This is a genomic window from Halorubrum sp. Ea8, assembly GCF_002252925.1.
Taxonomy (GTDB): Archaea; Halobacteriota; Halobacteria; order Halobacteriales; family Haloferacaceae; genus Halorubrum.
The window spans coordinates 1-20,336 of record NZ_NHPF01000071.1 but is presented as its reverse complement, the minus strand read 5'-3'; the positions used below and the strand labels follow the sequence as shown (position 1 = coordinate 20,336).

Here is a 20,336-nt window from a genome sequence, read left to right as displayed (position 1 = left end):
ACGCCGAGCACCGCGAGGGCGGTCCGCACTCGGTTCCGGCGCAGGTTCCGCGCGGCCATCGAGACCGCCGGGCGCCACCCCCGGAGCCAGCCGCCGAGCCCCGCCCGATCGGGTCCGTCCGCCCGGCTCATCGGTCCCCCGCGGCCGTCGCCTCGGCGCCGCGAGCCGTCTCTGGTGGGGTCTCGTCGCCCGCCGGAACGCCGCCGACGAGGACGCCGTCGGTGAGCTCCACGACTCTGTCCGCGTACTCCTTGACGAGCGGGTCGTGCGTCACGGCGACGACCGCCACGCCCTCCTCTTTCACCCGCTCGAACTCGGCGAGGATCGACTCGCCCGTCTCCGTGTCGAGGTTGCCCGTCGGCTCGTCGGCGAGCAGCACCGCCGGCTCGTTGATCAGCGAGCGGGCGATGGCGACCCGCTGCTTCTGTCCCCCGGACAGCTCCGAGGGCTCGTGGTCCAGCCTGTCGCCCAGCCCGAACCGGGTGAGCAGGTCGGCGGCCCGGTCGCTCGCGTCGCCGGGGTCGAACGCGGTCGGGAGCGCGACGTTCTCGACCGCCGTCAGCGTCGGCAGCAGGTGGAAGTCCTGGAAGACGAACCCGATCGACCGCTTCCGCGCCGCCGTGCGTTCGGTGACCGAGAGGTCGGTCACGTCGGTCCCGTCGAGGAGTCGCTGTCCCGCCGTCGGGTCGTCGAGCAGTCCGAGGACGTTGAGCAGCGTCGACTTCCCGGAGCCGCTCGGCCCGACGACCGCGACGAACTCGCCCGGCTCGACCGCGAAGTCGACGTCGTCGAGCGCGACCACCGGCTCCGCGCCCCCGCCGGGGTACCGCTTCGTCACGCCGCGCAGTTCGACGCTATACATCGCGGCGACGGACGACGACGCCCGCGACGGCGAGCCCGGCGACGCCGGCGAGGCCGACCGCCCCGAGCGCCCCCGCGGAGCCGAGCGTCCCGACCGGGCCGGAGCCGCCGTCGGCGTTCCCGTCCGCGTCGGGGAGCGCCACCGTGTCGGTCTCGACGTACCGCACGCCGCGCTCGGTGTACGCGATCCGGATCGGCACCTCGTCGGCGACCGACGCGTTCGCGGTCGTGCGCAGGTCGAAGGCGACGAAGTCGCCGGCGCCGACCGCGCCGACGAAGTACTCCCCGCCGGCGGGGGTCGGCGCGACGCCCGGCGCCTCGCCGACGGAGACGACGACGCCCTCCAGCTCGCCGCCGCCCGCGTTACCGAGGTTCGCGTCGATCACGACCGCGCCGTCCTCGGTCGTCTCGACCGCCGCGTCGGTGATCGTCGGCGCCCCCTCGTGCGCCGGGTATCGGAGCGTCGACGTCGCGGTCCGCTCCGCGCCGGCGCCGGCCTGCGCGTCGAGCTCCGACCGGAACGCCGCCGTGAACGTCACCGCCGAGCGCCGGTCGAGCGGTCCGAGGTCGACGACGACGCGCCGCTCCTCGCCGGGCGCGACGTCCTCGACGACGTACGGGCCGGCCTCGAAGCCCCCGCCGTCGGCCTCGCCGTCGCCGTCGACCGTGTCCTCGCCGCCGCCGCCGTCGCCGCCCGCGACCGGCTCGCCGACCGCGGTCAGGCTCACGCGGTCCGCGGTCGTGGTCCCCGTGTTAACCACGGTCACCGCGACCGGGGAATCGGCCGACTGCACGGCTTGTTCGGCGTCATCGCCAGTGTCGAGCCCGCCGCCACCGCCGCCGAAGATGCCCTCGATGCCGCCGACGTCGATCCCGCCGGCGTTCTCGCTCTCGTCGTCGCTCTGGAGGTCCTCCGGAGCGAGGCCGCGAGTGCGGAGGTCGAGCGTCACCTCGGCCGGCTGGACGTCGACGACGACGTCGCGCGTCACCGTGACGGCGTCGCCCTCGTCCTCGTCGTCGGCCGCCTCGTCCTCCGCGACGACCTCGACGGTGAGGCGGCGCTCGCCGGGCTCGTCGAACCGCGTCCACAGCCTCACGTCGAGGGAGTCGCCGGGCGAGAGAGCGCCGACCGCGGTCGCCTCGTCCAGCGGCGCCGCGTCCTCATCGGCGTCCGCGTCGAGGAGTCTGACGCTCCGCACGTCGGCGGCCTCGGGGCTCCCGCCGGAGTTCGAGAGGGTGACGTTCAGGGTCGTGCGCTCGCCGACGACGGGCTCCGTCGAGCTCGCCTCGACGCCGTCGATCGCTATCCGGGCATCGGGCACCGCCGCGGCCCCGCCGACGGCCGCCGACAGCGCGAGGAGGGCCACTAGCACGGCTGTCGTTCGTGTGGGATTCAAGTCGACCCTGTTAGGGGGCCGATCGGCATATATCCGTCGTAGGCGGGGGTCGCGACCGGCGAGCGCGACGGAGGTCGGGGGCGGCGAACGCGCCGACGGGCCGCGGGCGTCGCGGCGGGCGACGGTCGGCCGCCCCCGTCGGCCGCCAACGCCTAAAGGAACCCGGGTCGCGGCCGGGACGTACCGGTTACGGATGCTTTTTCAACCGTCCGGCGTAATAACGGGTAATGAGCCAAGGCGACACCGCGAGAGCGGGTGATCGGCGATGATGGGCGGCAACGACCAGCAGGCGTACGACCGCGGCACGTCGCTGTTCTCGCCCGACGGGCGCATCTACCAGGTCGAGTACGCCCGCGAGGCGGTCTCGCGCGGCGCGCCGAGCGTCGGGATCCGCACCGCGGAGGGCGTCGTGTTCGTCGCGATGTCCCGGGCCTCCTCGACGCTGATGGAGGCCGAGAGCATCGAGAAGCTCCACAAGCTCGACGACCACCTCGGCACCGCGAGCGCGGGCCACGTCGCCGACGCCCGCCAGCTGATCGACCTCGCGCGTCGGCAGTCGCAGGGGAACCGCCTGCGCTACGGCGAGCCCGTCGGCGTCGAGACGCTGACGAAGTTCGTCACCGACCACATCCAGGAGAACACCCAGCGCGGCGGCACCCGGCCGTACGGCGCCGCGCTCCTCATCGGCGGGATCGAGAACGGCGAGCCGCGCCTCTTCGCCGCCGACCCCTCCGGCACCCCGAACGAGTGGAAGGCGACCGTCATCGGCGGCGGCCGACAGGACATCCAGGGCCACCTCGAGGAGGAGTGGACCGACGACCTCTCGCTCTCCGCCGGCATCGAACTGGGCCTCGCCGCGCTCGCGGCCCACGAGGACGAGTTCGAGCCGAGCGACGTCGCCGTCGCGACGATCACCGACGAGGAGGGCTACCGGACCGTCCCCGGCGACGAGGTCGCCGAGGCGTTCGAGGCGGCCGGAATCGGCGACGACGAGACGGACGAGGCCGACGACGACGAGGCCGACGCGGACGACGAGGAGTAAGTCGCGTCCGTCGCTCGGCGGCTCACTCGCTATTTTTTGTCCCACGGCCCGCGCCGCTCAGGCGGCGATCAAGACGCCTAACCCGACGAGCGCCGCGGCCGCGATACCCGCGAGCCGGGACCGCCACGTGCCGCGTGCCGGCTCGGTCGCGACTCCCCGCGCCCGACGCACCTCGTAGCTCGTCCACGCGCCAGCGACGACGGCGAGAACCGACATCAGCGGGAGCGCGAACGCGACGATTCCCCAACCGATGAGGACGGCAAACGCGGCGAACCCCGCGACGACGCCGCCGATAGCGCCGGAGACCAGCGCCCCGATCGGGTGACCGCGACACGTCGCGAGCGCCGCGGTTCCGGCAGCCACGACGAGGAGCCACGCGGCGACGAGCGCGTCGCTCGCGGCGGTGCGGACGCCGGCGTCAAGGATCGATATCACGCGGAAGAGGCCGGCCGGAACGACCGCACCGAAGAGGGCCGCCTCCGCGGTCGGAAGCGACGGGAGGCTCGGGGACACGGCCGACGATCCCCCCGGACCCACGTATGCGTTCCGCCGATCGCTTTTGTGCGCCGCCGCCGAACCCGGGGCATGGCACGCATCGCGGACCTCGTCGCCTATCCGCTGAAATCGAACGACGGCGTCGCCCTCGACCGGGCCGAGCTCGGACCGGCGGGCGCGCTCCGCGGGGACCGCACGTACGCGCTCGTCGAGGCCGGCGTCGACCCCCACGAGGCCTCCGTGGGCGGGAACGGCGGGTACGTCAACGGAAAGAGCGAGCCCGCGGTCCACGGGCTCCGCGCGAGCTACGAACTCGCCGGCCCCGCTGACGCGACGCCGACGGCGGTGACCCTCTCGCGGCCGACGCGCCCCGAGACGGGGGTCGACGCGGACGAGCGGACGTTCGCGCTCCCCGACGAGGGCGACGCGCTGGCGGCGTGGGTCGGCGACTACCTCGGCTACGCCGTCGACCTCGTGCGCGAGCCCGACGGCGGGTTCCCGGACGACCGCGCCGCGCGCGGCCCGACGGTCATCTCGCGCGCGACCCTCGAGACCGTCGCGGGCTGGTTCGACGGGGTCGCCGACGCGACGGAGATGCGCCGCCGGCTCCGTCCGAGCGTGGTCGTCGACGACTGCCCCGCCTTCTGGGAGGACCGGCTCTTCGCCGACCGGGGAGAGGCGGTCCGGTTCGCGGCCGGCGACGCCGAACTGCTCGGCGTCAACCCCTGCCAGCGCTGCGTCGTGCCGTCTCGGAACCCGGACACCGGCGAGGAGATCGACGGCTTCCGCGAGACGTTTATCGAGAACCGGCGAGCGACGCTCCCGGACTGGACCGAGAGCGACCGGTTCGACCACGACTTCCGGCTGATGGTGAACACCGTCGTTCCGGAGGAACGGTGGGGATCGACCGTCGCGGTCGGCGACGAGGTGACGATCGAAGGGGTCGAGCCGCTCGACGAGGCGGCGTACTGAGCGCTCGGCGCGTCCGAACCGGTGCTGCCGTTTAAAAAGATTCGCGCGAAGTGGCCGTCGGCGACTACCGACCGCCGTCGGTCATCGCGACCGGTTCCTCATCGGCGTCGGCCGGGGCGTCGGCGGTCCCGCTCCCGCCGGCGGTCGGCTCCGTGACGCCAGCCGTGTCGGGCGTCGTCTCGCCGACGCCGAAGTGGTTCCAGAGGGTGACGCCGACGACCGCGTACGCGACGAGGTCGTAGTGGACGGCGCCCTCGAAGGCGGTGAACGCCGCGAGCGTGCTGTAGCCGAAGAGGGCCGTGACGCCCGCCACGAACACGCTCTCGTTCGTGAGCTCGCCCGCCGCCGCCGCGGCGAGGGACCGCTTGATGATCGGCCCGCAGGCCACGAGGAACGCGATCCCCGACAGCGAGCCGAGGTTGACGAAGAAGTGCGTCGCCATCTGCGAGTCGAGGATCGACTGGAGGTACTGGACCGTCACCGGGTCGTAGAACAGCCACTCGATACGGGTGGGGTAGAGGACGGCGATGTAGGGGGTCGCCACCATCAGCCCGAAGAGGACGGCGACGGCGACGCGGGCGGAGGCGAACTGCGCCGCGCGTCGCACCTCGAACGCCGCGTCGCCGGGCGCGACGACGAGCCCGCAGGCCTCCAGCGCGTCTCTGAGCTCCTCGCGGGAGACGTCGGGGTCGTGGTGGATCCCCACGGTCCCGTTCCGCCTCGTCGCCGAGGCGGCGCTGACGCCGTCGCGGTCGAGCAGGACGGCCTCCAACAGCCCCTCGCGTCGCTTCGTGTCGATTCCGTCGACAGAGAAGGTGTCGTGGACGTGCGGCTCCGGCACCCGCGCGGTCCGCGGCCCCGCGTCGTCGCGCGACGTCACACCGCGGCGGTCGCCCGCCGGCACGTCGACGCCCCGTTCGCGGGCCACGGCGTCGAGGCGCGTCGGACGCCCGTGGCGGTCGTCTGGCATGTGAACTACCTTCGTCCGCACCAGCATGAAACTTCCCCCGGATCGCCGCCGAACGGGTTCCGGTCGGCCTCCTGCCGGCCGGCCCCCGGCCGCCTCACTTGGCGAAGTAGCTCGTCAGGTATCCCGAGAGGAACGAGGCGATCCCGACCGCGGCCAACAGCTCCCCCGTCGACCACTCGTCGCTCTCCTCGGAACGCGCGGCCGCGGCGGTCACGGCGAGGCTGACGAGAAGCGAGATGACACCGTTGCTGAAGTCGGTCTTAAATCCCATACCGGTCGTACGGGTCGCGGGCGCAAAATCGTTCGGTCGACCGGCGCTGTCGGCCCCGGATCCGCCGAGACGGCGCCGTTCAGGAGTTGACCGACTCCAGGTACGAGGTGACGATCATCTGCCCCTTCCGCGTGAGCGCCGCGCCCGACTCGCCGTCGACGACGAGCTCCTCGTCGCGGAGCGTGTCGAGGACCATCGACGTCTGCGTGACGTCGCCCGTGACGACGTCGGCGATGTTCGCCTCGCCGCCGGCCGAGTAGATCGACACGAGGATCTCCAGCTGCTCCTCCGTCGGGTCGAACGATTCGAGGTCCTCCATCGCCTCGTCGTACTCCAGTTTGATGTACCGGCCGAGGACGTTCAGCGTGCGCTCGTTCGGGACGGTCGCGATCGACGTGACCGTCTCGGAGTCGAGGGCGTGGCGGAACACGAGCGCGGGGCGCTGCGTGCCCGCGAGCGTCCGGTCGGTCCGCTCGTAGTCGATCACGGCTGAGAGGTCGACCTCGAACGGGTCGGGGCAGTCGACGAAGCGGATCGCTCCGGGTCTGAGGGCGACCGACGCCGTGTGGTCCGAGGCGTCCGTGACGCGCCCGCCCACCTTTGCGGGGTGCCGGACGGTGACGGTCACGTCGCGCAAGAGGGCCTTGAACAGCAGGCGGACGAACCGGTCCATATGCTCCGGCTTGCCCTCGACGAGGGCGGTGCGGCGCTCGCCTCGCCGCTCGTACGCGAGGGTGACGCTGTCGCTGAAGAACGACTGGAGGTCGCCGGGCACCGTCCCGACGACCACGTCGAACACCCCAGAGAGCGGGACGGTCGTCTTGCCGCCGTCCGTCGCGAGCACCAGCCGGCGCTCGCTCAGGAGCACGCGCCCCGTCACCGGCTCGTCGCTCTCGACATCCGGGGCGTGGACGCGACCGACGAAGTCGGCGACGACGGACTCTCCCATCGAATCACCGTAGACGCCGTTCGCTATTTACTGTTACCCACGGGGTATCAGTCGTAATAACGAGCTGTCAGGCTCGCCGCGGCGGTCGGGCGAACGTGTTCGGCCGTCGTTCGCCCCGAATCGCCCCTCGTTCGGCCTCGATCAGTCGGTCGATCGATCGGTGAGAGGCGTGGAACAGCAAAGCCTAATGAGGAGGGGATCCAACCATCAGGTGATGCCCACAGTAGAATACCTCAACTACGAAGTGCTCGACGACCACGGCTGGTCGATGGACGATGACAACCTCTTCGAGGAGGCCGCCGAGGCCGACCTCGACGCAGAGGACTACGGTACCCTCGACGTGAATCAGGGCGAGTACATCCTCGAATCCGCCGAGGCCCAGGGCTACGACTGGCCCTTCTCGTGCCGCGCCGGCGCCTGCGCGAACTGCGCGTCGATCGTGAAGGAAGGCGACATCGAGATGGACATGCAGCAGATCCTCTCCGACGAGGAGGTCGAAGACAAGGATGTCCGTCTCACCTGCATCGGGAGCCCGGCAACCGACGAGGTCAAGATCGTCTACAACGCGAAACACCTCGACTACCTGCAGAACCGCGTCATCTAACGCCGCACCGACCACGCCGCGGTCGTACTCACAGACGGTGTTCGATGTGGGTCACCCCCATCGGTGCCACCGTTTTTTCGGAGCGCCGGTCCCGTAGCGCCGCGGCCGCGGTGATCACTCGACCGTCCTCCAAGCCGATCACGCCGCCGTGCCATACCGGGCCGACCACGCCGTCGGCCCCTACCAGGCCGACCACGCCGTCAGACTCTCGTCGCGGCCGTACACGCGCTTGACGTCCTTCGCGTAGGCGAAGTCCCCGTCATGGTCCAGCTTCTCGTGGCGGTACTCGGGTGCGTCCTCGCGGATCTGGACGCCCTCGACGACGAACTCCTCGTCGCCGAACTCGACGGTCTCGGCGACGGTGAACTCGTAATCGCCGGGGACGTTCACCCGTACCGAGCGCGTCTCGTCGGCGTTCCCGTCCTTCGGGTGCAGCGTCACCGGGACGGTGACGTTGTCGACCGCGCGGGTCCACAGCGTCTCGACGGTCTCGATGTCGGCCTCCTCGACGCGCTGTTCCGGGCCGACCTCGATCCCGGTGACGCGGACCTGCATCAGCGCGTCGGGCGTGTCGACGACGAACTCCTCGCCGGTCCCGACGTAGGTGTCCGCGGGGACCTCCATCCGGGTGGTGAACGACTCGCCGTCCTGCGAGACGACGATGTCCAGTTCGACTGTCTCCTCTTCCGGAATTTCGGTCTTATAGGTGTGGTCGCAGTCGGTACAGCGGACGGTCGCCTGCCCGCCGGGGCGCAACACTTCGTGAACGGTCTCCTCGCCCGGCGAACACGACGGGCAGGCGAGACCGACTCGGTCTCCTGTTTCGGTCATTACGGCGTCGTATCCGCCGCTCGCGTAAATATCCGCCCCTGTGACCTCGGTGCGTCACACGCTCGCGTGGGGCTCGCGGCGGCGGTTCGGCGACCGCGGCTCTCGGCGTCCGGTCCCCGCCGGAGTAAGGAAACTGGTTTATCGGAGTCTGGGGAACGGACGCCCATGATCGTTCCCGGATCCAGCTCACAGCTGCTCGCGGCCGCGCTCGCGGAGGAGACGGGCCGGCCGCTGGCGACGCCGACGTACGACCGGTTCCCGGACGGCGAGACGCTCGCGGCGGTGCCCGACTTCGACGGCGAGGAGGCGGTCGTCGTCGCCGCGACCGACTCCGACGAGGCGTGGGTCGAACTGCTCCAGCTCCAGGACGCCGTCCGCGAGGCCGGCGCCGAGCGCGTGACGACCGTGGTCCCGTACATGGGATACGCGCGACAGGACCAGTCGTTCGGCGACGGCGAGCCCGTCTCCGCGCGGGCGATGGCGCGGGCGGTCTCCACCGGCACCGACCGCGTCGTCCTCGTCAACCCCCACGAGCCGGGCGTCGCCGACTTCTACGACGTCCCCGTGGAGACGGTCGACGCGGCGGGCGTCCTCGCGGGACCCCTGCCGGCGGACCTCACCGAACCGCTGTTCCTCGCGCCGGACGAGGGCGCGGTCGGCATCGCCGAGACGGTCCGGGACGCGTACGGCGCGGGCGAGACCGACTACTTCGAGAAACACCGCGACCGCGAGACCGGCGCCGTCGCGGTGTCGCCGTCGGACGCCGCCGTCTCGGCACGGGACGTGGTCGTCGTCGACGACATCGTCGCCACCGGGTCGACGATGAGCGAGTCGGTGGCCGTGCTGAACGACCGCGGCGCGGGCGCGGTGCTCGCCGCCTGCGTCCACCCGATGCTCGCCGCCAACGCCGTGACGAAGCTCCGCGGCGCCGGCGTCGACCGGATCGTCGGCAGCGACACCATCGAGGGCGGCTGCAGCGTCGTCAGCGTCGCCCCCGTCCTCGCCGACGCGCTGGCGTAGGGCTCTCGTCTCTGTTCTCCGCCGCCTTCACTCGATCTCCCGGATCGGTCGCGCCGGGTTCCCGCCGACCACGGTCCGAGCCGGCACGTCCTCCGTGACCACCGCGCCCGAGGCGATCACCGCGCCGTCGCCCACGGTCACGCCCGGATTCAGCACGGCCCGCCCGCCGATCCAGACGTCGTCGTCGACCGTCACGGGCGCCGCGCGCTCGCGACCGGTCGCGCGCTCCTCGGGGTCGATAGGGTGCGTCGGCGTGTACACGTGGACGCCCGGGCCGAGCAGGCAGCGGTCGCCGAACGAGATCGGGTTCGTGTCGAGGAAGACGCAGCCGTAGTTCGCGAAGAAATCGTCGCCGACGGCGACGTTGTAGCCGTAGTCACAGCGGAGGGGCGGCTGGACGGTCGGCCCCTCCCCGACGGCGTCGAACAGCTCGCGGAGGAGCCGCTCGCGGCGGCCGCGTTCGGCCGGGGTCGTCGCGTTGTACCGCCGGGCGAGGTCGCGGGCGCGGGAGCGGTCCGCGACGAGAGCCGGATCGCTCGGGTCGTACGGCTCGCCGGCCAGCATCCGTTCGGTCTCGTTCGACACGGTCGAGGTGACGGGAGCCGAGTTATAAGACCACGGTGGTTCGGCCGTCCGACCGAGCCTCACCCGTGCGTGTACCCGCGGTCGGGGAGGGAGTCGCCGTCGGCCGTCACTCCCTCCGCGGCGTCGACGACGGTCCCGACCCGGGTGAGTTCGGCCCGACAGGCATCTCGGGCCGCGTCGAGCTCGGCGTCGGGAACGGCGCAGACGAGCTCGAAGTCCTCCCCGAAGTGCGCCGCAAGCTCGAACCGGTCGCTCGGGCCCTCGGCGATGTCGTCGACCGCGGGATGGACCGGGAGCCGGTCCCGTTCGAGCGCGAACCCGACGCCGCTCGCCTCCGCGAGCTGGTGGAGCGACCGCGCGAGGCCGTCAGAGGAGTCCATCATCGCGGTCGCTCGCCCGACGAGCGCGGTCCCGTCGGCGACGCGGGGCGTGAACCGAAAGAGGTCGTTGGCGCGCTCGACCGACCCCTCGTCGTCGCGTTCGAACAGGCGGAGCGCGGCCGCCGACCGCCCCCACTCGCCGGTGACGCAGAGCGCCTCGCCCGAGGCGGCGCCCGAGCGCGTTACCGGTCCGTCTTCGGCGACCTCGCCGATGGCGGTCGAGGCCGTCGTGAACTCATCGTGGCTGTCGAGGTCGCCGCCGACGTACTCGGCGTCGACGGCCTCGCAGACGTCGACCGCGCCCGCGACGAAGCGGTCGAGTCGGTCGGGGTCGAAGGCGGCGTCGGCGTAGACGGCGACGGCGGCGGTCGCGCTCGCGCCCATCGCCGCCACGTCGGAGAGCGACGCGCCGACCGCGCGCCACCCCGCGGTGTACCGCGTCGTTCCCGGTGGGAAGTCGGTGCGCTCGTGGAGCATGTCGGTCGTGATGACGGTGTCGCCGACGACGGCGGCGTCGTCGCCCGCGTGCGGCAGGTCGGCGGCCAGCCGGCGAAGCGCGTCGCGCTCGTTCACGGCGGGTCCAACGCGCCGGAACCGGTTAGTATGGATCGGTCCGACGCTCTCGGCCCGCACGCGCGGTGCTCCGATCGGAGTCATGTTCCGTGGTACCACACATCATTTAAGGGAATAAGATAGGTTAACGAATATTATCATTATCAATCATTATGTTTATTACCATTCCTCCGAACGAACCGAGTGCAATGTCAGTATCCGTACGCGGACATGCGGCAACGCGACGCGCCGACCGACAGATCACCAGACGACCACCGCAACCACCCACACGACCCGATGACGACACCTAACGACGCCACGACGCCCGAGACGACTCGACCGACAGACCAGCAGACGACCGACGGCGACCGATCGACGACCCGGACCGACCGATCGACGACCCGGACCGACCGATCGACGACCCGGACCGACCGATCGACGACGGGGCGCCCGACGACCGATCGGACGCCGACCGACGACACTTCTCCCCGAGGGATTCCCGGCCGCACGCCGATCACCGAGGAAGCGGGCGCGCCGCTCGTCCCGACGACGACCGCCGAGCGATCCCCGACGACCGCCGACCCGACGCGCCGATCGGCTCGCGCCGCGACGCGCCCCCCGACCGACGCGGAGCGGGACGCGCCGCTGGTCCCGGACCTGCGTCCGACCGGCCGCACGCGGACCGACGGGGGATCGCGATGAGCGCCATTCCGATGGCCGGAACCGGTGACGGACCGCGACCGGACCCGACGACGTTCACGCGGCGCGCGACCGACCGACACACCGACGGCGACACTGCGGAGTGACACCTATGCACCCGAACGAACTCGACGACGACGTCTTCACGAGAGATATCGACAACCCGGCCGGCAGGAAGCTCCGCGAGCTGTTCGCGGAGCAGGAGTACACCTTCGCGCCCGGGATCTACCACGCGCTCGACGCTCGCCTCGCGGAGATGGCCGGCGTCGACGCCGCCTACATGAGCGGCTACTCCACCGTGCTCGGTCAGTTCGGCTTCCCCGACCTGGAGATGGTCACGATGACCGAGATGGTCGAGAACGCCAAGCGGATGGTCGAGGCGACGAACCTCCCGGTCGTCGCCGACTGCGACACCGGCTACGGCGGCGTCCACAACGTCCGCCGGGCGGTCCGCGAGTACGAGAAGGCCGGCGTCGCCGCCGTCCACATCGAGGACCAGACCTCGCCGAAGCGGTGCGGCCACATCGCCGGCAAGCAGATCGCCTCCCGCGAGCAGGCGCGGTCGCGCTTCGAGGCGGCCGTCGACGCCAAGCAGAGCGAGGACACGGTCATCATCGCGCGGACCGACGCGTACGGCTCCGCGAACGGCGACTGGGAGGAGCACCTCGAACGCGGCCGGATCTACGCCGACGCCGGCGTCGACCTCGTCTGGCCGGAGATGCCCGACCCGTCCCGCGAGGACGCGGTCGAGTACGCGGAGACGATCCACGAGACCCATCCCGACCTCGACCTGGCGTTCAACTACTCCTCGTCGTTCGCGTGGAGCGAGCAGGAGGACCCGCTCACCTTCGAGGAGCTCGGCGACCTGGGCTACCAGTACATCTTCATCACCCTGTACGGGCTCCACTCGGGCGCCCACGCGGTGTACGAGGACATGCAGAACATCGCCGAGAACGACGAGCAGGCGCAATTCGACCTGGAGGACCGCTACCTCGGTCACGAGACGGAGAGCCACCACGAGCTCTCCTTCGTCCCGCGGTATCAGGACATCGAGGCGCGGTTCGACCCCGAGGCGTCGGCCCGACAGGAGGCGTCGGCCGGCTTCAGCGAGGACGAGCGCGACCCGATCACGGCCGAGGACACCGAGGCCGAGGGAGAAACGGAGGAGCCACCGGCCCCCGAGAGCGACGACTGATCGGGAGCCGATCGCGGAACGAGACCGGAATCGCCCGGTCGTCTCGCTTTTCTTTATCGCCGGCGGTCGGTCGCGGTTCGGGGACCGGTGGTCGGACGCCGCGCTCGCGGATCAGGCCGGAAGCGTGTCGATGCCGTTGATCTCGACGTAGCCGTAGCCGCACTCGGGGCACCGCCACTTCGTCTTCTCGCCGAGGTGGAGGGTCATCGCCGCGGTCCGGTAGAACGACTGGGCCTCTCCGCACGAGGGACAGTCCACGTCCTTTTCGAGCGCCATGTGCCAGGTTCGGTCCGGCGCAGTTTTGAAGCTACTGATCCGGCGATCGGCGGTGATCGGTGATCGGGTCATCGCGCGCTCCGATGGCTCCGTCGATCGTGTATACGTCGGTCTCGAGGCCGGTAGAGCGGTGACAACCACCGAAGTTCGGCCGCTCAGGGATAACCGATCGACCGCGTTCGATACTGACCACTCCCGAAGCCAGCAGCCGTGGGGACGACGCGTTCGAACAGCGCCGCGACCTCGCGCCTCCCCAGCCTCGCCGCTCGCTTCGCTCGCGGCGTCCCTCGCGCGCTCCTCGCGGGCCGGCAGCCCGCTCGTCGGCGCGACACGGCGCCATAGCGTTCTTTGAAATCTGTGGCGAAAACGAGAACATTAGCCACACGATCTCAAACATCAGATTCAACAGATACCTCGGCATTATGCCAGTGTTTTCACTTTCGATGCTACGATACTCTTCATATGTGATGTATCCCAAGTTTTGTACTAACATATCACATATCTTCGTCTCAAGCGTCGGGACATGACTCGTGACAAGCCAGCCGAGACTTCGTCACCTAGTGAGCGAAGCACCGAGCGGGCGCTGACCATCACGGTTGACGACGAGGAGTACCGTTCGAAGAAGCGACACCTCAACGTCGACAACATCGTGGTTCTGTCCGTCTCCCGCGGTGCGCTCACCAGTAACGGTATCGTCGGCATCGTTGGGGTCTCGGCGGCGGTCGGGTTCCTGCTCTCGACCTTCAGCACTCTCGTGGGTGTCGTCGGGTTCGTGATCGCCGCCATCGCCGTCTCGCTGTTGTTGTTCGTGGACGACACGGTCGAGATCGAAACGACCGCCGACACGTACTCCGTCGGGCTCTCGGACTGGGAGTCGATGGCGTCCGGGTACAGCGAGCTCGAACACGACCTCCAGCAGCTGACCGACGACGACACGGGGGCGATCCTGTTGCTTGCGGGCATGGCCGGCGCACTGGTTGGCATCGTCGATGTCGTGCTGGGTATCGCCATCGGCGTCCTCGGCGCGGCGGCGCTCTACGCGTACCTCCCGGACGAACCCGACTCCGACGAACCGTTCGGGGTGACATCGCTGACGGTCAAGGACAACCGGATTGAGAACGAGTTCCGTGAGATGGCACCGGACCCCATCATCGTTAAGCGGAACGAGGAGACACTACTCAGACGGTACAGCTACCGGTACTACTTCGTCCCAGAGAACATCGTGAGCATCGCCGAGGCGGAGGTCCTGCACCCGGCCCGGACGATACTCTGGACCGCGATGCTAATCTCAGGCCTGCTCGCCCTCTACTTCCTCATCCAGGCCGATGTCCTGTACACCCTGGTGTTCGTCGTCATCGTTGGGTTGGCGCTACTACTCGCGTCGCTGCTGGAAGACTTCGTCTTTGTCTCCGTCCGCAGCCACGGTGATACGGAGAAACACTTCGAGATGCTGCCCGAGGACGCCAAGACCCTCCTCCAACGGTTTAATCGGCGGCGCTCCACTACCGCCGCGGAGGAGTAAACAAGTATCTGGACGGCACGAACGGACTCCCCCAGAGCAGGACGGTGAAGGGAAGCAGAAACCACAGCGCTATCGCCACTACGCTCGCCTGTTTCAGACCGCTGATGACCAGAAGGTCCACGACGAGCATCACAACTGCGAAGACTGCACCGAGAACCCCGTATCGGAACCCGATGCCACCGTAGACGAGAGCTCCCAGCAGGATTGGGATGATCAGTGGCGTGTGCTTCAATACCGGGATCGCACCCAGCCTGACTGCCCAGCCTATTCCCTCGTAGGCCCCGATCAGCACGCCGAAGACCGTGGCCAGCACTCGCGCTCTGGAGATCACGGGTCCGGACCTCACCCCGCATGTATATTTCGACCAACTAATACTTTTGCCGGGTGGGCCAGCGATGATAAATAAACGGTATCGTCGTCGTCGCTCGCTACTCGTCACCGCTCACTTCTCGTCCACGTGCCGGACCTCGCTGGCGACGCCGCGCGTCGAGTCGACCATCTCCGGCCCGGACATCTCCGCGCGGCCGACCGCGAACGCCTTCGGCCCCTCGATGACGACCTCGTCGCCGACGCGGATGTCGTCGTCCGCGTCCACGACGCCGGGCGCCAAGACGGAGCCGTGCGGGACGAACGGGTCGATCTCGACGCGTTTGGTCGGGGCGGCGCTCTCGGCCCAGCGGCGCGCGCCGGCGAGGGTGAACGAGAGGGTGCCGTACTGGGGCACCATCGTCGCGAGCTGCTCGCCCGGCTCGCCCTCGCGGCCGGCGTCGGGGTCGTCGCCCCACACCTGGAGTTTGGGGTAGCGGCCGGTCGTGCGGATATCGGCCTCGCCCGGCCCGCCGAACAGGTCGTCGCCCGCGCCGTCGCCGAGCAGGTAATCGGCGAGCGCCCGGACCGTGTTGTGCTCGCGCTCGCGCTTGCTGTAGGCGGGCTCGCCCTGCAGAGTCGCGTTCAGCTCTCCGAGCGACTCGTCGCTCGTCGGGTGGCCGACGCACGTGTACTCGAACGGGACGTCGACCGCGGGGTCGCTCGCGACGCGCTCGCAGATCTCGCGGTAGCCGTCTTCGGGGACGTGCGCGATCACCCGCGAGTAGTCGTTCCGCTCCAGATAGCGCCGGAGAACCTCGGAGACGAACCCGATCTCGTCCTCGCTCCAGTCGCCGGTGACGACCGCGTCGTAGTGCTGGGCCGGGTACGTCGTCTCCAGCTCCTGAGGCACCACGCCGATCGGCGAGGTCATCGAGACGGTGTGGCCGCGCCACTGGATCGCGTCGTGGAACTGCCCGTGACTCTGCGAGTCGCTGTACGGCTTCGTCGCCGAGCAGGGCACCAACACGAGCGGCTGATCGGTGAACCGGTTCCGGTACCGGCTCGTCACGCGGTCTGCGAACCGCCGGATCTCGACGCGGTCCAGCGTCTCCGCGGTCGCCGCGGTCACCTCGGCGTCGCGCATCAGCGGCGTGCGCTCCTCGACGTACCCCCACTGGTCGTCGAACTCCCGGAACGCGGCCGTGAGCCACTGCTCGTGGCGGGCCTGCCCCTCGACGTAGTCGCGGAGGCGACCCGCGCGGATCCGCTCGCGGACGCGCCGAAGCTCCGCGCGGAGCGCGTTCACGTTGTGCACGGCGCAGTCGGCGCGGGTGAACTCGTCGCGGGGCGTCGCGCAGGCCGGACAGGCGCACGGCAGTTCGTCGAGGTCCTCCAGGAAGTGCTCGGCGTCGGCGGTGAGGTATCGCCCCTCCGTCCCCTTCGTCCGGGCGAGCGTCGAGTCCACGAGGTCGACGCCGGCGTACGCGAGGACCGCGACGTTCAGCGGCGTGGCGACGCCAGAGAGGAACAGCGCGGTGTCGGCCGGGAGCGCCTCCTTCGCCGACACGACCGCGTCGCGGAACGCCTCGCCGTGGCCGACGAACCCGGACGCGTCCGAGAGCAGATACGCGTCGGCGCCGACGTCGCGGGCGCCCGCGCTGTCGACGACGGCGGCGGAGGGGTAGTCGACATCGGGGTGATCGACCGCGAACGACTCGCGGACCTCCTCGCGGGTCCCCGCGGGGAACGAGCGGTGCGGCAGGACAGTGAGCGCGGCCTCGTCGCCGTCGGGGACCGCTCGGTCGCCGGCCCAGAGGCTGCCCGTGTCCTCGAGGAACGGGTCCGCGAGCGCCGGCGTCGTCACCGGATCGGCGAGCCGAAGCTCCCCGAGTCGGGCGGCGCCGTCGCGCTCGTGGACCTCGAAGTAGTCGGTCATACGTCCCCTCGCGCGGGGACGGTCAATTCTCTTGTGTTCCGCGCCGCAACCGTTACGCCGGACCCGACCGAATGGATCGCATGGAGCCGACCGGCCCGTGGGACCGCGACCGCGTCGACGAGTTCCTGACCGACACGCACGTGCCTGTCCGCCTCGGCTGTCACACCCCCGCAGACGACCCGTGGATCGTCTCGCTGTGGTTCTCGTGGGACGGCGCCGTCCACTGCGCGACGAGCGCCGACGCCGACCTCGTCGCCTTCCTCGCGCACGACGACCACGTCTCCTTCGAGGTGTCGACGAACGACCCGCCGTATAAAGGCGTCAGGGGACGAGGGCGCGCGACGGTGTCGCCGGACGAGGAGAAGGAGCTCCTGCGCGCCCTGCTGGACCGGTATCTCGGCGGCGTCGACAACCCGACCGGGGAGCGGCTCCTGAGCCCGGAGCGAGAGGAGGTCCGGATCCGCATCGAGCCGGAGCGACTCCACACGTGGGACTACTCGAAGCGGATGGGGTCGGGAGAGGGATAGTATCGCCCGGCCGTTTTTCCGGTCCCCGTTGAAGCTCTCAGACCGTGAGGGGAAGTGGCTGCTGAATACAGAGGATGGATACACAAGAGACAGAAGTGGTGAACCCAACCGAAATTCATCGCTCACCGGACAGCCGTCTCGGGTCAGCGGTTTCAGAAAGTTACCAGACGGCCATCGGAGAGATCCCCGACTCACTCATCAAGCGAGCGCTCGTATAGCGCTCCAGTAAGGACGCTGGCCGGCAACGCGATCCACGACGAAGCGAGGAACGCAACGACGATGATACCGATGCCACCGATGACGGTGTCGACGAGGGGGCTGCCGGTGGCTACGGCGTAAACCGAGGGAAGCCCAACTACCAACGCACCGGCGACGAGATAGGCCAGCGCCATCGCCAGCAGACCGCCGATCGCACCCCCATAGCGCTGTGACGGGGGGACGAGTCGCCACGCCGCGACCCCGGTGACGAACAACAGTGGGGCAACGACGGCGGAGAGACTGATAGCACCCGACAGGAGTCCGACTACAAACGGGGGTCCTACTACAGCGTTGGTAACGAACGGAGCACCACCCGAACCCACCCCGATCAGTAGGATCCCAACCCCGACAACGAGATAGTAGAGAGTCGTGACCCCGACTGCCGTAATCGCCATCACGTATCCCGCACCAACGTCACGATCTCCGCCACGTGGGAGCCGATCGAGGTGCTTGAAGGGGGAAACAGCGAGTCGAGGGACGGGGACCATACAGGCACGTCAGGTCTGAATCAGTTAACGTTTGACTGCCTCGACGCGGGCCGTAACGTGGAACCCATACTATACACTTCACAAAACCGCGTGAGTGTGGAGTCTGAAGGATTCGCGCCTTGTATCTCGCACGGCTGTCGGAACATTTCTCTGAACTGGTAGACCCCTCGGTGGTCAATACGCAAGCGCGAAATTGCGGGTGATTCAGCCGCGTAGGCCCGGAAGTATCGACTGTAGATCGTTCAGTACAGGGAACTTACAGACCAGAGACGGTCTACTCCCTCCTCACTTCTGTTAGGAACGTAATGCGAGATACAGAGGCTGAATGTACTTCGGTGCTTGATACGAGGTACAGAGGAGCGAGTCGAGGTTGGTATCGCGTGGCGACTCTGCCGAAGGATGTCTCGCCTACTGGGCAGGTGTCTCGTGTCTCCAGAGCGTACTTCCGAAAATAAACACGCTGATCGTGACAGTAAGAAGAAATCCCGCAGCGATGCTCGGTGAGAGCCAGGGAGCGATAGGCGTCGAGACGAGAGGCGTTCCCAGCAGTGCCAATACCAACGTCACGGCGACCAGACCACCGTAGAGCACGCCGACGATACCGACGATACCAAGCGCCACACGAGTCGAGACACGACTCCAGCGAGTTGCGAGGTATCCCGTGAGCGGGAGGGCCTGTAACGCGTGAAGCCCGACAAGATGAGCAACACGAAGGTCGCCACCCGTCAAACTCCAGTTTAATAAGGTGAGTCCAGGCCCTCCACTGGCAGCTCCGACGGCATGGGATTGCCTGAACACCATGAGCCACCCTTGGAAGCTCATGAGAACAAATAGGAACATCCCGAGTACGAGTCCCCAGAGATAGGGAGGCGGGAGATCGGGAGGACTCCGGACGACTCGCCAGAGGACGTACGCGACGACAGAGGAACTGATAGTAATTGTCGCGCCCATGATCATGAAAATCGTCGTGTCGAGCGGCGTGCTCGTGTTGAAGTGTGATGCAACTCCTCTCGCGGCTTGGGTCGAGATCAGGGTGATTTCGATCGTCATCGCTCCACTGATCGTGTAGGTAGCTACCTTCTCCACTTGGTCAGTCATCGACAACGAAGGAAGAATCCACGCCATCGTTCCCGTAAAGATGGCAATCGAGATGGCGAACTTCCACGGCTTGGTCCAGACGTTCCGTCCGAGAAGCGTTCTACTGTCCAGTGCTATCAGGACAGTGAATAGAGCGGCGAGAGCGAGATGGGCGAGTGTAACGGTGTACAATAGTCGGTTACGGTTGCGAAGTTCTGTCAGCACTTCCTGCGCGGGTAAGACCCTGTTCATCTATTCACCCCGCGAGGACGTAATCGCTGCTCCCTTCGACTGCCGTATTAGCAATAGCGAACTGTAGACGAGGCCAGTGACCAAGACGATCGTGAATCCCACGACCCACGCGAAGGCAAACCATCCAACCAGTGCATTCTCGTAGACTGTGATGATGTCTGCCGGTGGCTCGATGGCTGAGGGACCGAAATGCACGTACCCGATTAGTAGTGAACTCACGAAGAACAGGCCCGTCCAGTAGGGGATCCCAGCGCGGTCACGCCAGCCCAAGTACAATCCCAGTGTGATAAACGGGTACGATAGCAGACTGAACGTGAACGCGTTGATTTCCGATGTCAGTGGCCATCCAACGTGGTTGCCGCGGATGATGTGGTCGATATGATGTCCGATTCCAAACAGGGAGATAATCACCAATAGCCCAACGAGTCGCTGTGGGATAGGGTGGTCACCTTTACGCAAGTCATGTATAACGGGACGGAGGTGAGATCCCTTCCACATGAACAGGCCGGAGATTACTAATGCTGGAAACAGAGCCAGTTTCACGAACAGTTCTGCCCTCGGAGTCGATCCCAGCGGTGAATAAATGAAGAGGCCGAGAACTGCTGCCACTGCGGCGTGAACGATTCGCTGAAGAGATCGAGATGGCCACCATTGCTGTGTTTTATCACTCATACGTTGTCTTCTAACCACCTCATTTGCTATTTGCTGGGATAATTAAAGCCGTTGGATAATAAACAATTTCATCCACGATCTATAATGTGGTTTTCAGGAATATTCACACAGAGCGTTCTGCTCTCACACGTCTTCAAAAGGATACAGGGAGCAACTACTATGACCAATATGCGCCCTCGGCCTTGTTTAGACGCTC

Annotated in this window: 24 protein-coding genes and 1 pseudogene; 8 read left to right on the top strand and 17 right to left on the bottom strand. The window is 68.1% G+C overall.

The features are described 5' to 3' along the window. The 3 genes and pseudogenes from DJ74_RS19595 to DJ74_RS06710 all read right to left on the bottom strand — a co-directional run. Positions 1-131 (bottom strand): annotated as a pseudogene (locus DJ74_RS19595) (ABC transporter permease); the annotation flags it as partial. Next, positions 128-862: an ABC transporter ATP-binding protein gene (locus tag DJ74_RS06715; RefSeq protein WP_094526745.1), complete on the bottom strand. Its 735-nt coding sequence runs from the start codon at positions 860-862 to the stop codon at positions 128-130. The gene DJ74_RS06715 and the pseudogene DJ74_RS19595, both read right to left, overlap by 4 nt. After that, positions 855-2,258: a hypothetical protein gene (locus DJ74_RS06710; protein ID WP_254922003.1), complete on the bottom strand. Its 1,404-nt coding sequence runs from the start codon at positions 2,256-2,258 to the stop codon at positions 855-857. The genes DJ74_RS06715 and DJ74_RS06710 overlap by 8 nt, the downstream gene beginning before the upstream one ends. Before the next feature lie 265 nt (positions 2,259-2,523). Here DJ74_RS06710 and psmA point away from each other — a divergent pair, with 265 nt between their 5' ends. Beyond that, positions 2,524-3,300, top strand: coding sequence for an archaeal proteasome endopeptidase complex subunit alpha (psmA, locus tag DJ74_RS06705; protein ID WP_094526744.1), 777 nt, complete (start codon positions 2,524-2,526; stop codon positions 3,298-3,300). Between the two features lie 57 nt (positions 3,301-3,357). Here the strand turns inward: psmA and DJ74_RS06700 are convergent, their stop codons facing one another. Next, the gene (locus tag DJ74_RS06700) at positions 3,358-3,813 is read right to left on the bottom strand and encodes a hypothetical protein (protein WP_094525304.1); all 456 of its coding nucleotides are present in this window, start codon (positions 3,811-3,813) and stop codon (positions 3,358-3,360) included. Positions 3,814-3,885: 72 nt separating this feature from the next. Between DJ74_RS06700 and DJ74_RS06695 the strand changes: the two genes are divergently transcribed. Next, positions 3,886-4,767: an MOSC domain-containing protein gene (locus DJ74_RS06695; protein WP_094526743.1), complete on the top strand. Its 882-nt coding sequence runs from the start codon at positions 3,886-3,888 to the stop codon at positions 4,765-4,767. A 64-nt stretch (positions 4,768-4,831) separates the two neighbouring features. Here the strand turns inward: DJ74_RS06695 and DJ74_RS06690 are convergent, their stop codons facing one another. The 3 genes from DJ74_RS06690 to DJ74_RS06685 all read right to left on the bottom strand — a co-directional run bounded on the left by DJ74_RS06690 (position 4,832) and on the right by DJ74_RS06685 (position 6,957). Then, positions 4,832-5,737, bottom strand: a complete 906-nt coding sequence (locus DJ74_RS06690; RefSeq protein WP_094526742.1) for a hypothetical protein — start codon at positions 5,735-5,737, stop codon at positions 4,832-4,834. A gap of 94 nt (positions 5,738-5,831) precedes the next feature. Continuing rightward, positions 5,832-6,008, bottom strand: a complete 177-nt coding sequence (locus DJ74_RS19100; RefSeq protein WP_170938248.1) for a hypothetical protein — start codon at positions 6,006-6,008, stop codon at positions 5,832-5,834. Positions 6,009-6,087: 79 nt separating this feature from the next. Then, on the bottom strand, positions 6,088-6,957 hold the full coding sequence (locus tag DJ74_RS06685) for a CheF family chemotaxis protein (protein WP_094526741.1): 870 nt from the start codon (positions 6,955-6,957) through the stop codon (positions 6,088-6,090). A 214-nt stretch (positions 6,958-7,171) separates the two neighbouring features. Here DJ74_RS06685 and fer point away from each other — a divergent pair, with 214 nt between their 5' ends. Beyond that, positions 7,172-7,561, top strand: coding sequence for a ferredoxin Fer (gene fer / locus DJ74_RS06680; protein WP_094525308.1), 390 nt, complete (start codon positions 7,172-7,174; stop codon positions 7,559-7,561). A gap of 28 nt (positions 7,562-7,589) precedes the next feature. Here fer and DJ74_RS19095 read toward each other — a convergent pair whose 3' ends face one another. Continuing rightward, positions 7,590-7,757 carry a hypothetical protein gene (locus DJ74_RS19095; protein ID WP_176451318.1) on the bottom strand — a complete coding sequence of 56 codons (168 nt, stop codon included), beginning with the start codon at positions 7,755-7,757 and terminating at the stop codon, positions 7,590-7,592. Then, on the bottom strand, positions 7,742-8,392 hold the full coding sequence (locus DJ74_RS06675) for an HVO_0476 family zinc finger protein (protein WP_094525309.1): 651 nt from the start codon (positions 8,390-8,392) through the stop codon (positions 7,742-7,744). The genes DJ74_RS19095 and DJ74_RS06675 overlap by 16 nt, the downstream gene beginning before the upstream one ends. Positions 8,393-8,557: 165 nt before the next feature. Between DJ74_RS06675 and prs the strand changes: the two genes are divergently transcribed. Next, on the top strand, positions 8,558-9,412 hold the full coding sequence (gene prs / locus DJ74_RS06670; RefSeq protein ID WP_094525310.1) for a ribose-phosphate diphosphokinase: 855 nt from the start codon (positions 8,558-8,560) through the stop codon (positions 9,410-9,412). Positions 9,413-9,439: 27 nt separating this feature from the next. Here prs and DJ74_RS06665 read toward each other — a convergent pair whose 3' ends face one another. Together DJ74_RS06665 and thiL are read right to left on the bottom strand one after the other, a co-directional pair. After that, on the bottom strand, positions 9,440-9,997 hold the full coding sequence (locus DJ74_RS06665) for a sugar O-acetyltransferase (RefSeq protein WP_094526740.1): 558 nt from the start codon (positions 9,995-9,997) through the stop codon (positions 9,440-9,442). A 59-nt stretch (positions 9,998-10,056) separates the two neighbouring features. After that, positions 10,057-10,950, bottom strand: a complete 894-nt coding sequence (gene thiL / locus DJ74_RS06660; RefSeq protein WP_094525312.1) for a thiamine-phosphate kinase — start codon at positions 10,948-10,950, stop codon at positions 10,057-10,059. A gap of 276 nt (positions 10,951-11,226) precedes the next feature. Here thiL and DJ74_RS06655 point away from each other — a divergent pair, with 276 nt between their 5' ends. Both DJ74_RS06655 and aceA read left to right on the top strand, forming a co-directional pair. Continuing rightward, complete coding sequence (locus tag DJ74_RS06655; protein WP_094526746.1) at positions 11,227-11,631, top strand: hypothetical protein; 405 nt, start codon at positions 11,227-11,229, stop codon at positions 11,629-11,631. Positions 11,632-11,740: 109 nt separating this feature from the next. Next, the gene (gene aceA / locus DJ74_RS06650; RefSeq protein WP_094526739.1) at positions 11,741-12,823 is read left to right on the top strand and encodes an isocitrate lyase; all 1,083 of its coding nucleotides are present in this window, start codon (positions 11,741-11,743) and stop codon (positions 12,821-12,823) included. Between the two features lie 111 nt (positions 12,824-12,934). On the opposite strand, the gene DJ74_RS19090 is transcribed toward aceA, so the two are convergent. Beyond that, complete coding sequence (locus DJ74_RS19090) at positions 12,935-13,099, bottom strand: hypothetical protein (protein WP_170938246.1); 165 nt, start codon at positions 13,097-13,099, stop codon at positions 12,935-12,937. 523 nt (positions 13,100-13,622) lie between these two features. Between DJ74_RS19090 and DJ74_RS06645 the strand changes: the two genes are divergently transcribed. Further along, positions 13,623-14,621 (top strand): hypothetical protein, encoded by a 999-nt coding sequence (locus DJ74_RS06645; RefSeq protein ID WP_094526738.1) that lies wholly within the window; start codon positions 13,623-13,625, stop codon positions 14,619-14,621. Here DJ74_RS06645 and DJ74_RS06640 read toward each other — a convergent pair. Beyond that, entirely contained in the window at positions 14,602-14,952 is a 351-nt protein-coding gene (locus DJ74_RS06640; RefSeq protein WP_094526737.1) for a hypothetical protein, read from the bottom strand. The genes DJ74_RS06645 and DJ74_RS06640 overlap by 20 nt on opposite strands. Before the next feature lie 111 nt (positions 14,953-15,063). Further along, positions 15,064-16,866: an archaeosine synthase subunit alpha gene (arcS, locus tag DJ74_RS06635; RefSeq protein ID WP_094526736.1), complete on the bottom strand. Its 1,803-nt coding sequence runs from the start codon at positions 16,864-16,866 to the stop codon at positions 15,064-15,066. Between the two features lie 80 nt (positions 16,867-16,946). Here arcS and DJ74_RS06630 point away from each other — a divergent pair, with 80 nt between their 5' ends. Then, complete coding sequence (locus DJ74_RS06630) at positions 16,947-17,393, top strand: pyridoxamine 5'-phosphate oxidase family protein (RefSeq protein ID WP_094526735.1); 447 nt, start codon at positions 16,947-16,949, stop codon at positions 17,391-17,393. Between the two features lie 191 nt (positions 17,394-17,584). Here DJ74_RS06630 and DJ74_RS06625 read toward each other — a convergent pair whose 3' ends face one another. The 3 genes from DJ74_RS06625 to DJ74_RS06615 form a co-directional block, all read right to left on the bottom strand. Then, positions 17,585-18,139: a hypothetical protein gene (locus DJ74_RS06625; protein ID WP_094526734.1), complete on the bottom strand. Its 555-nt coding sequence runs from the start codon at positions 18,137-18,139 to the stop codon at positions 17,585-17,587. Between the two features lie 408 nt (positions 18,140-18,547). Beyond that, complete coding sequence (locus tag DJ74_RS06620; protein WP_094526733.1) at positions 18,548-19,468, bottom strand: hypothetical protein; 921 nt, start codon at positions 19,466-19,468, stop codon at positions 18,548-18,550. Beyond that, complete coding sequence (locus DJ74_RS06615; protein ID WP_141212674.1) at positions 19,469-20,077, bottom strand: hypothetical protein; 609 nt, start codon at positions 20,075-20,077, stop codon at positions 19,469-19,471. Positions 20,078-20,336: the final 259 nt, after the last annotated feature.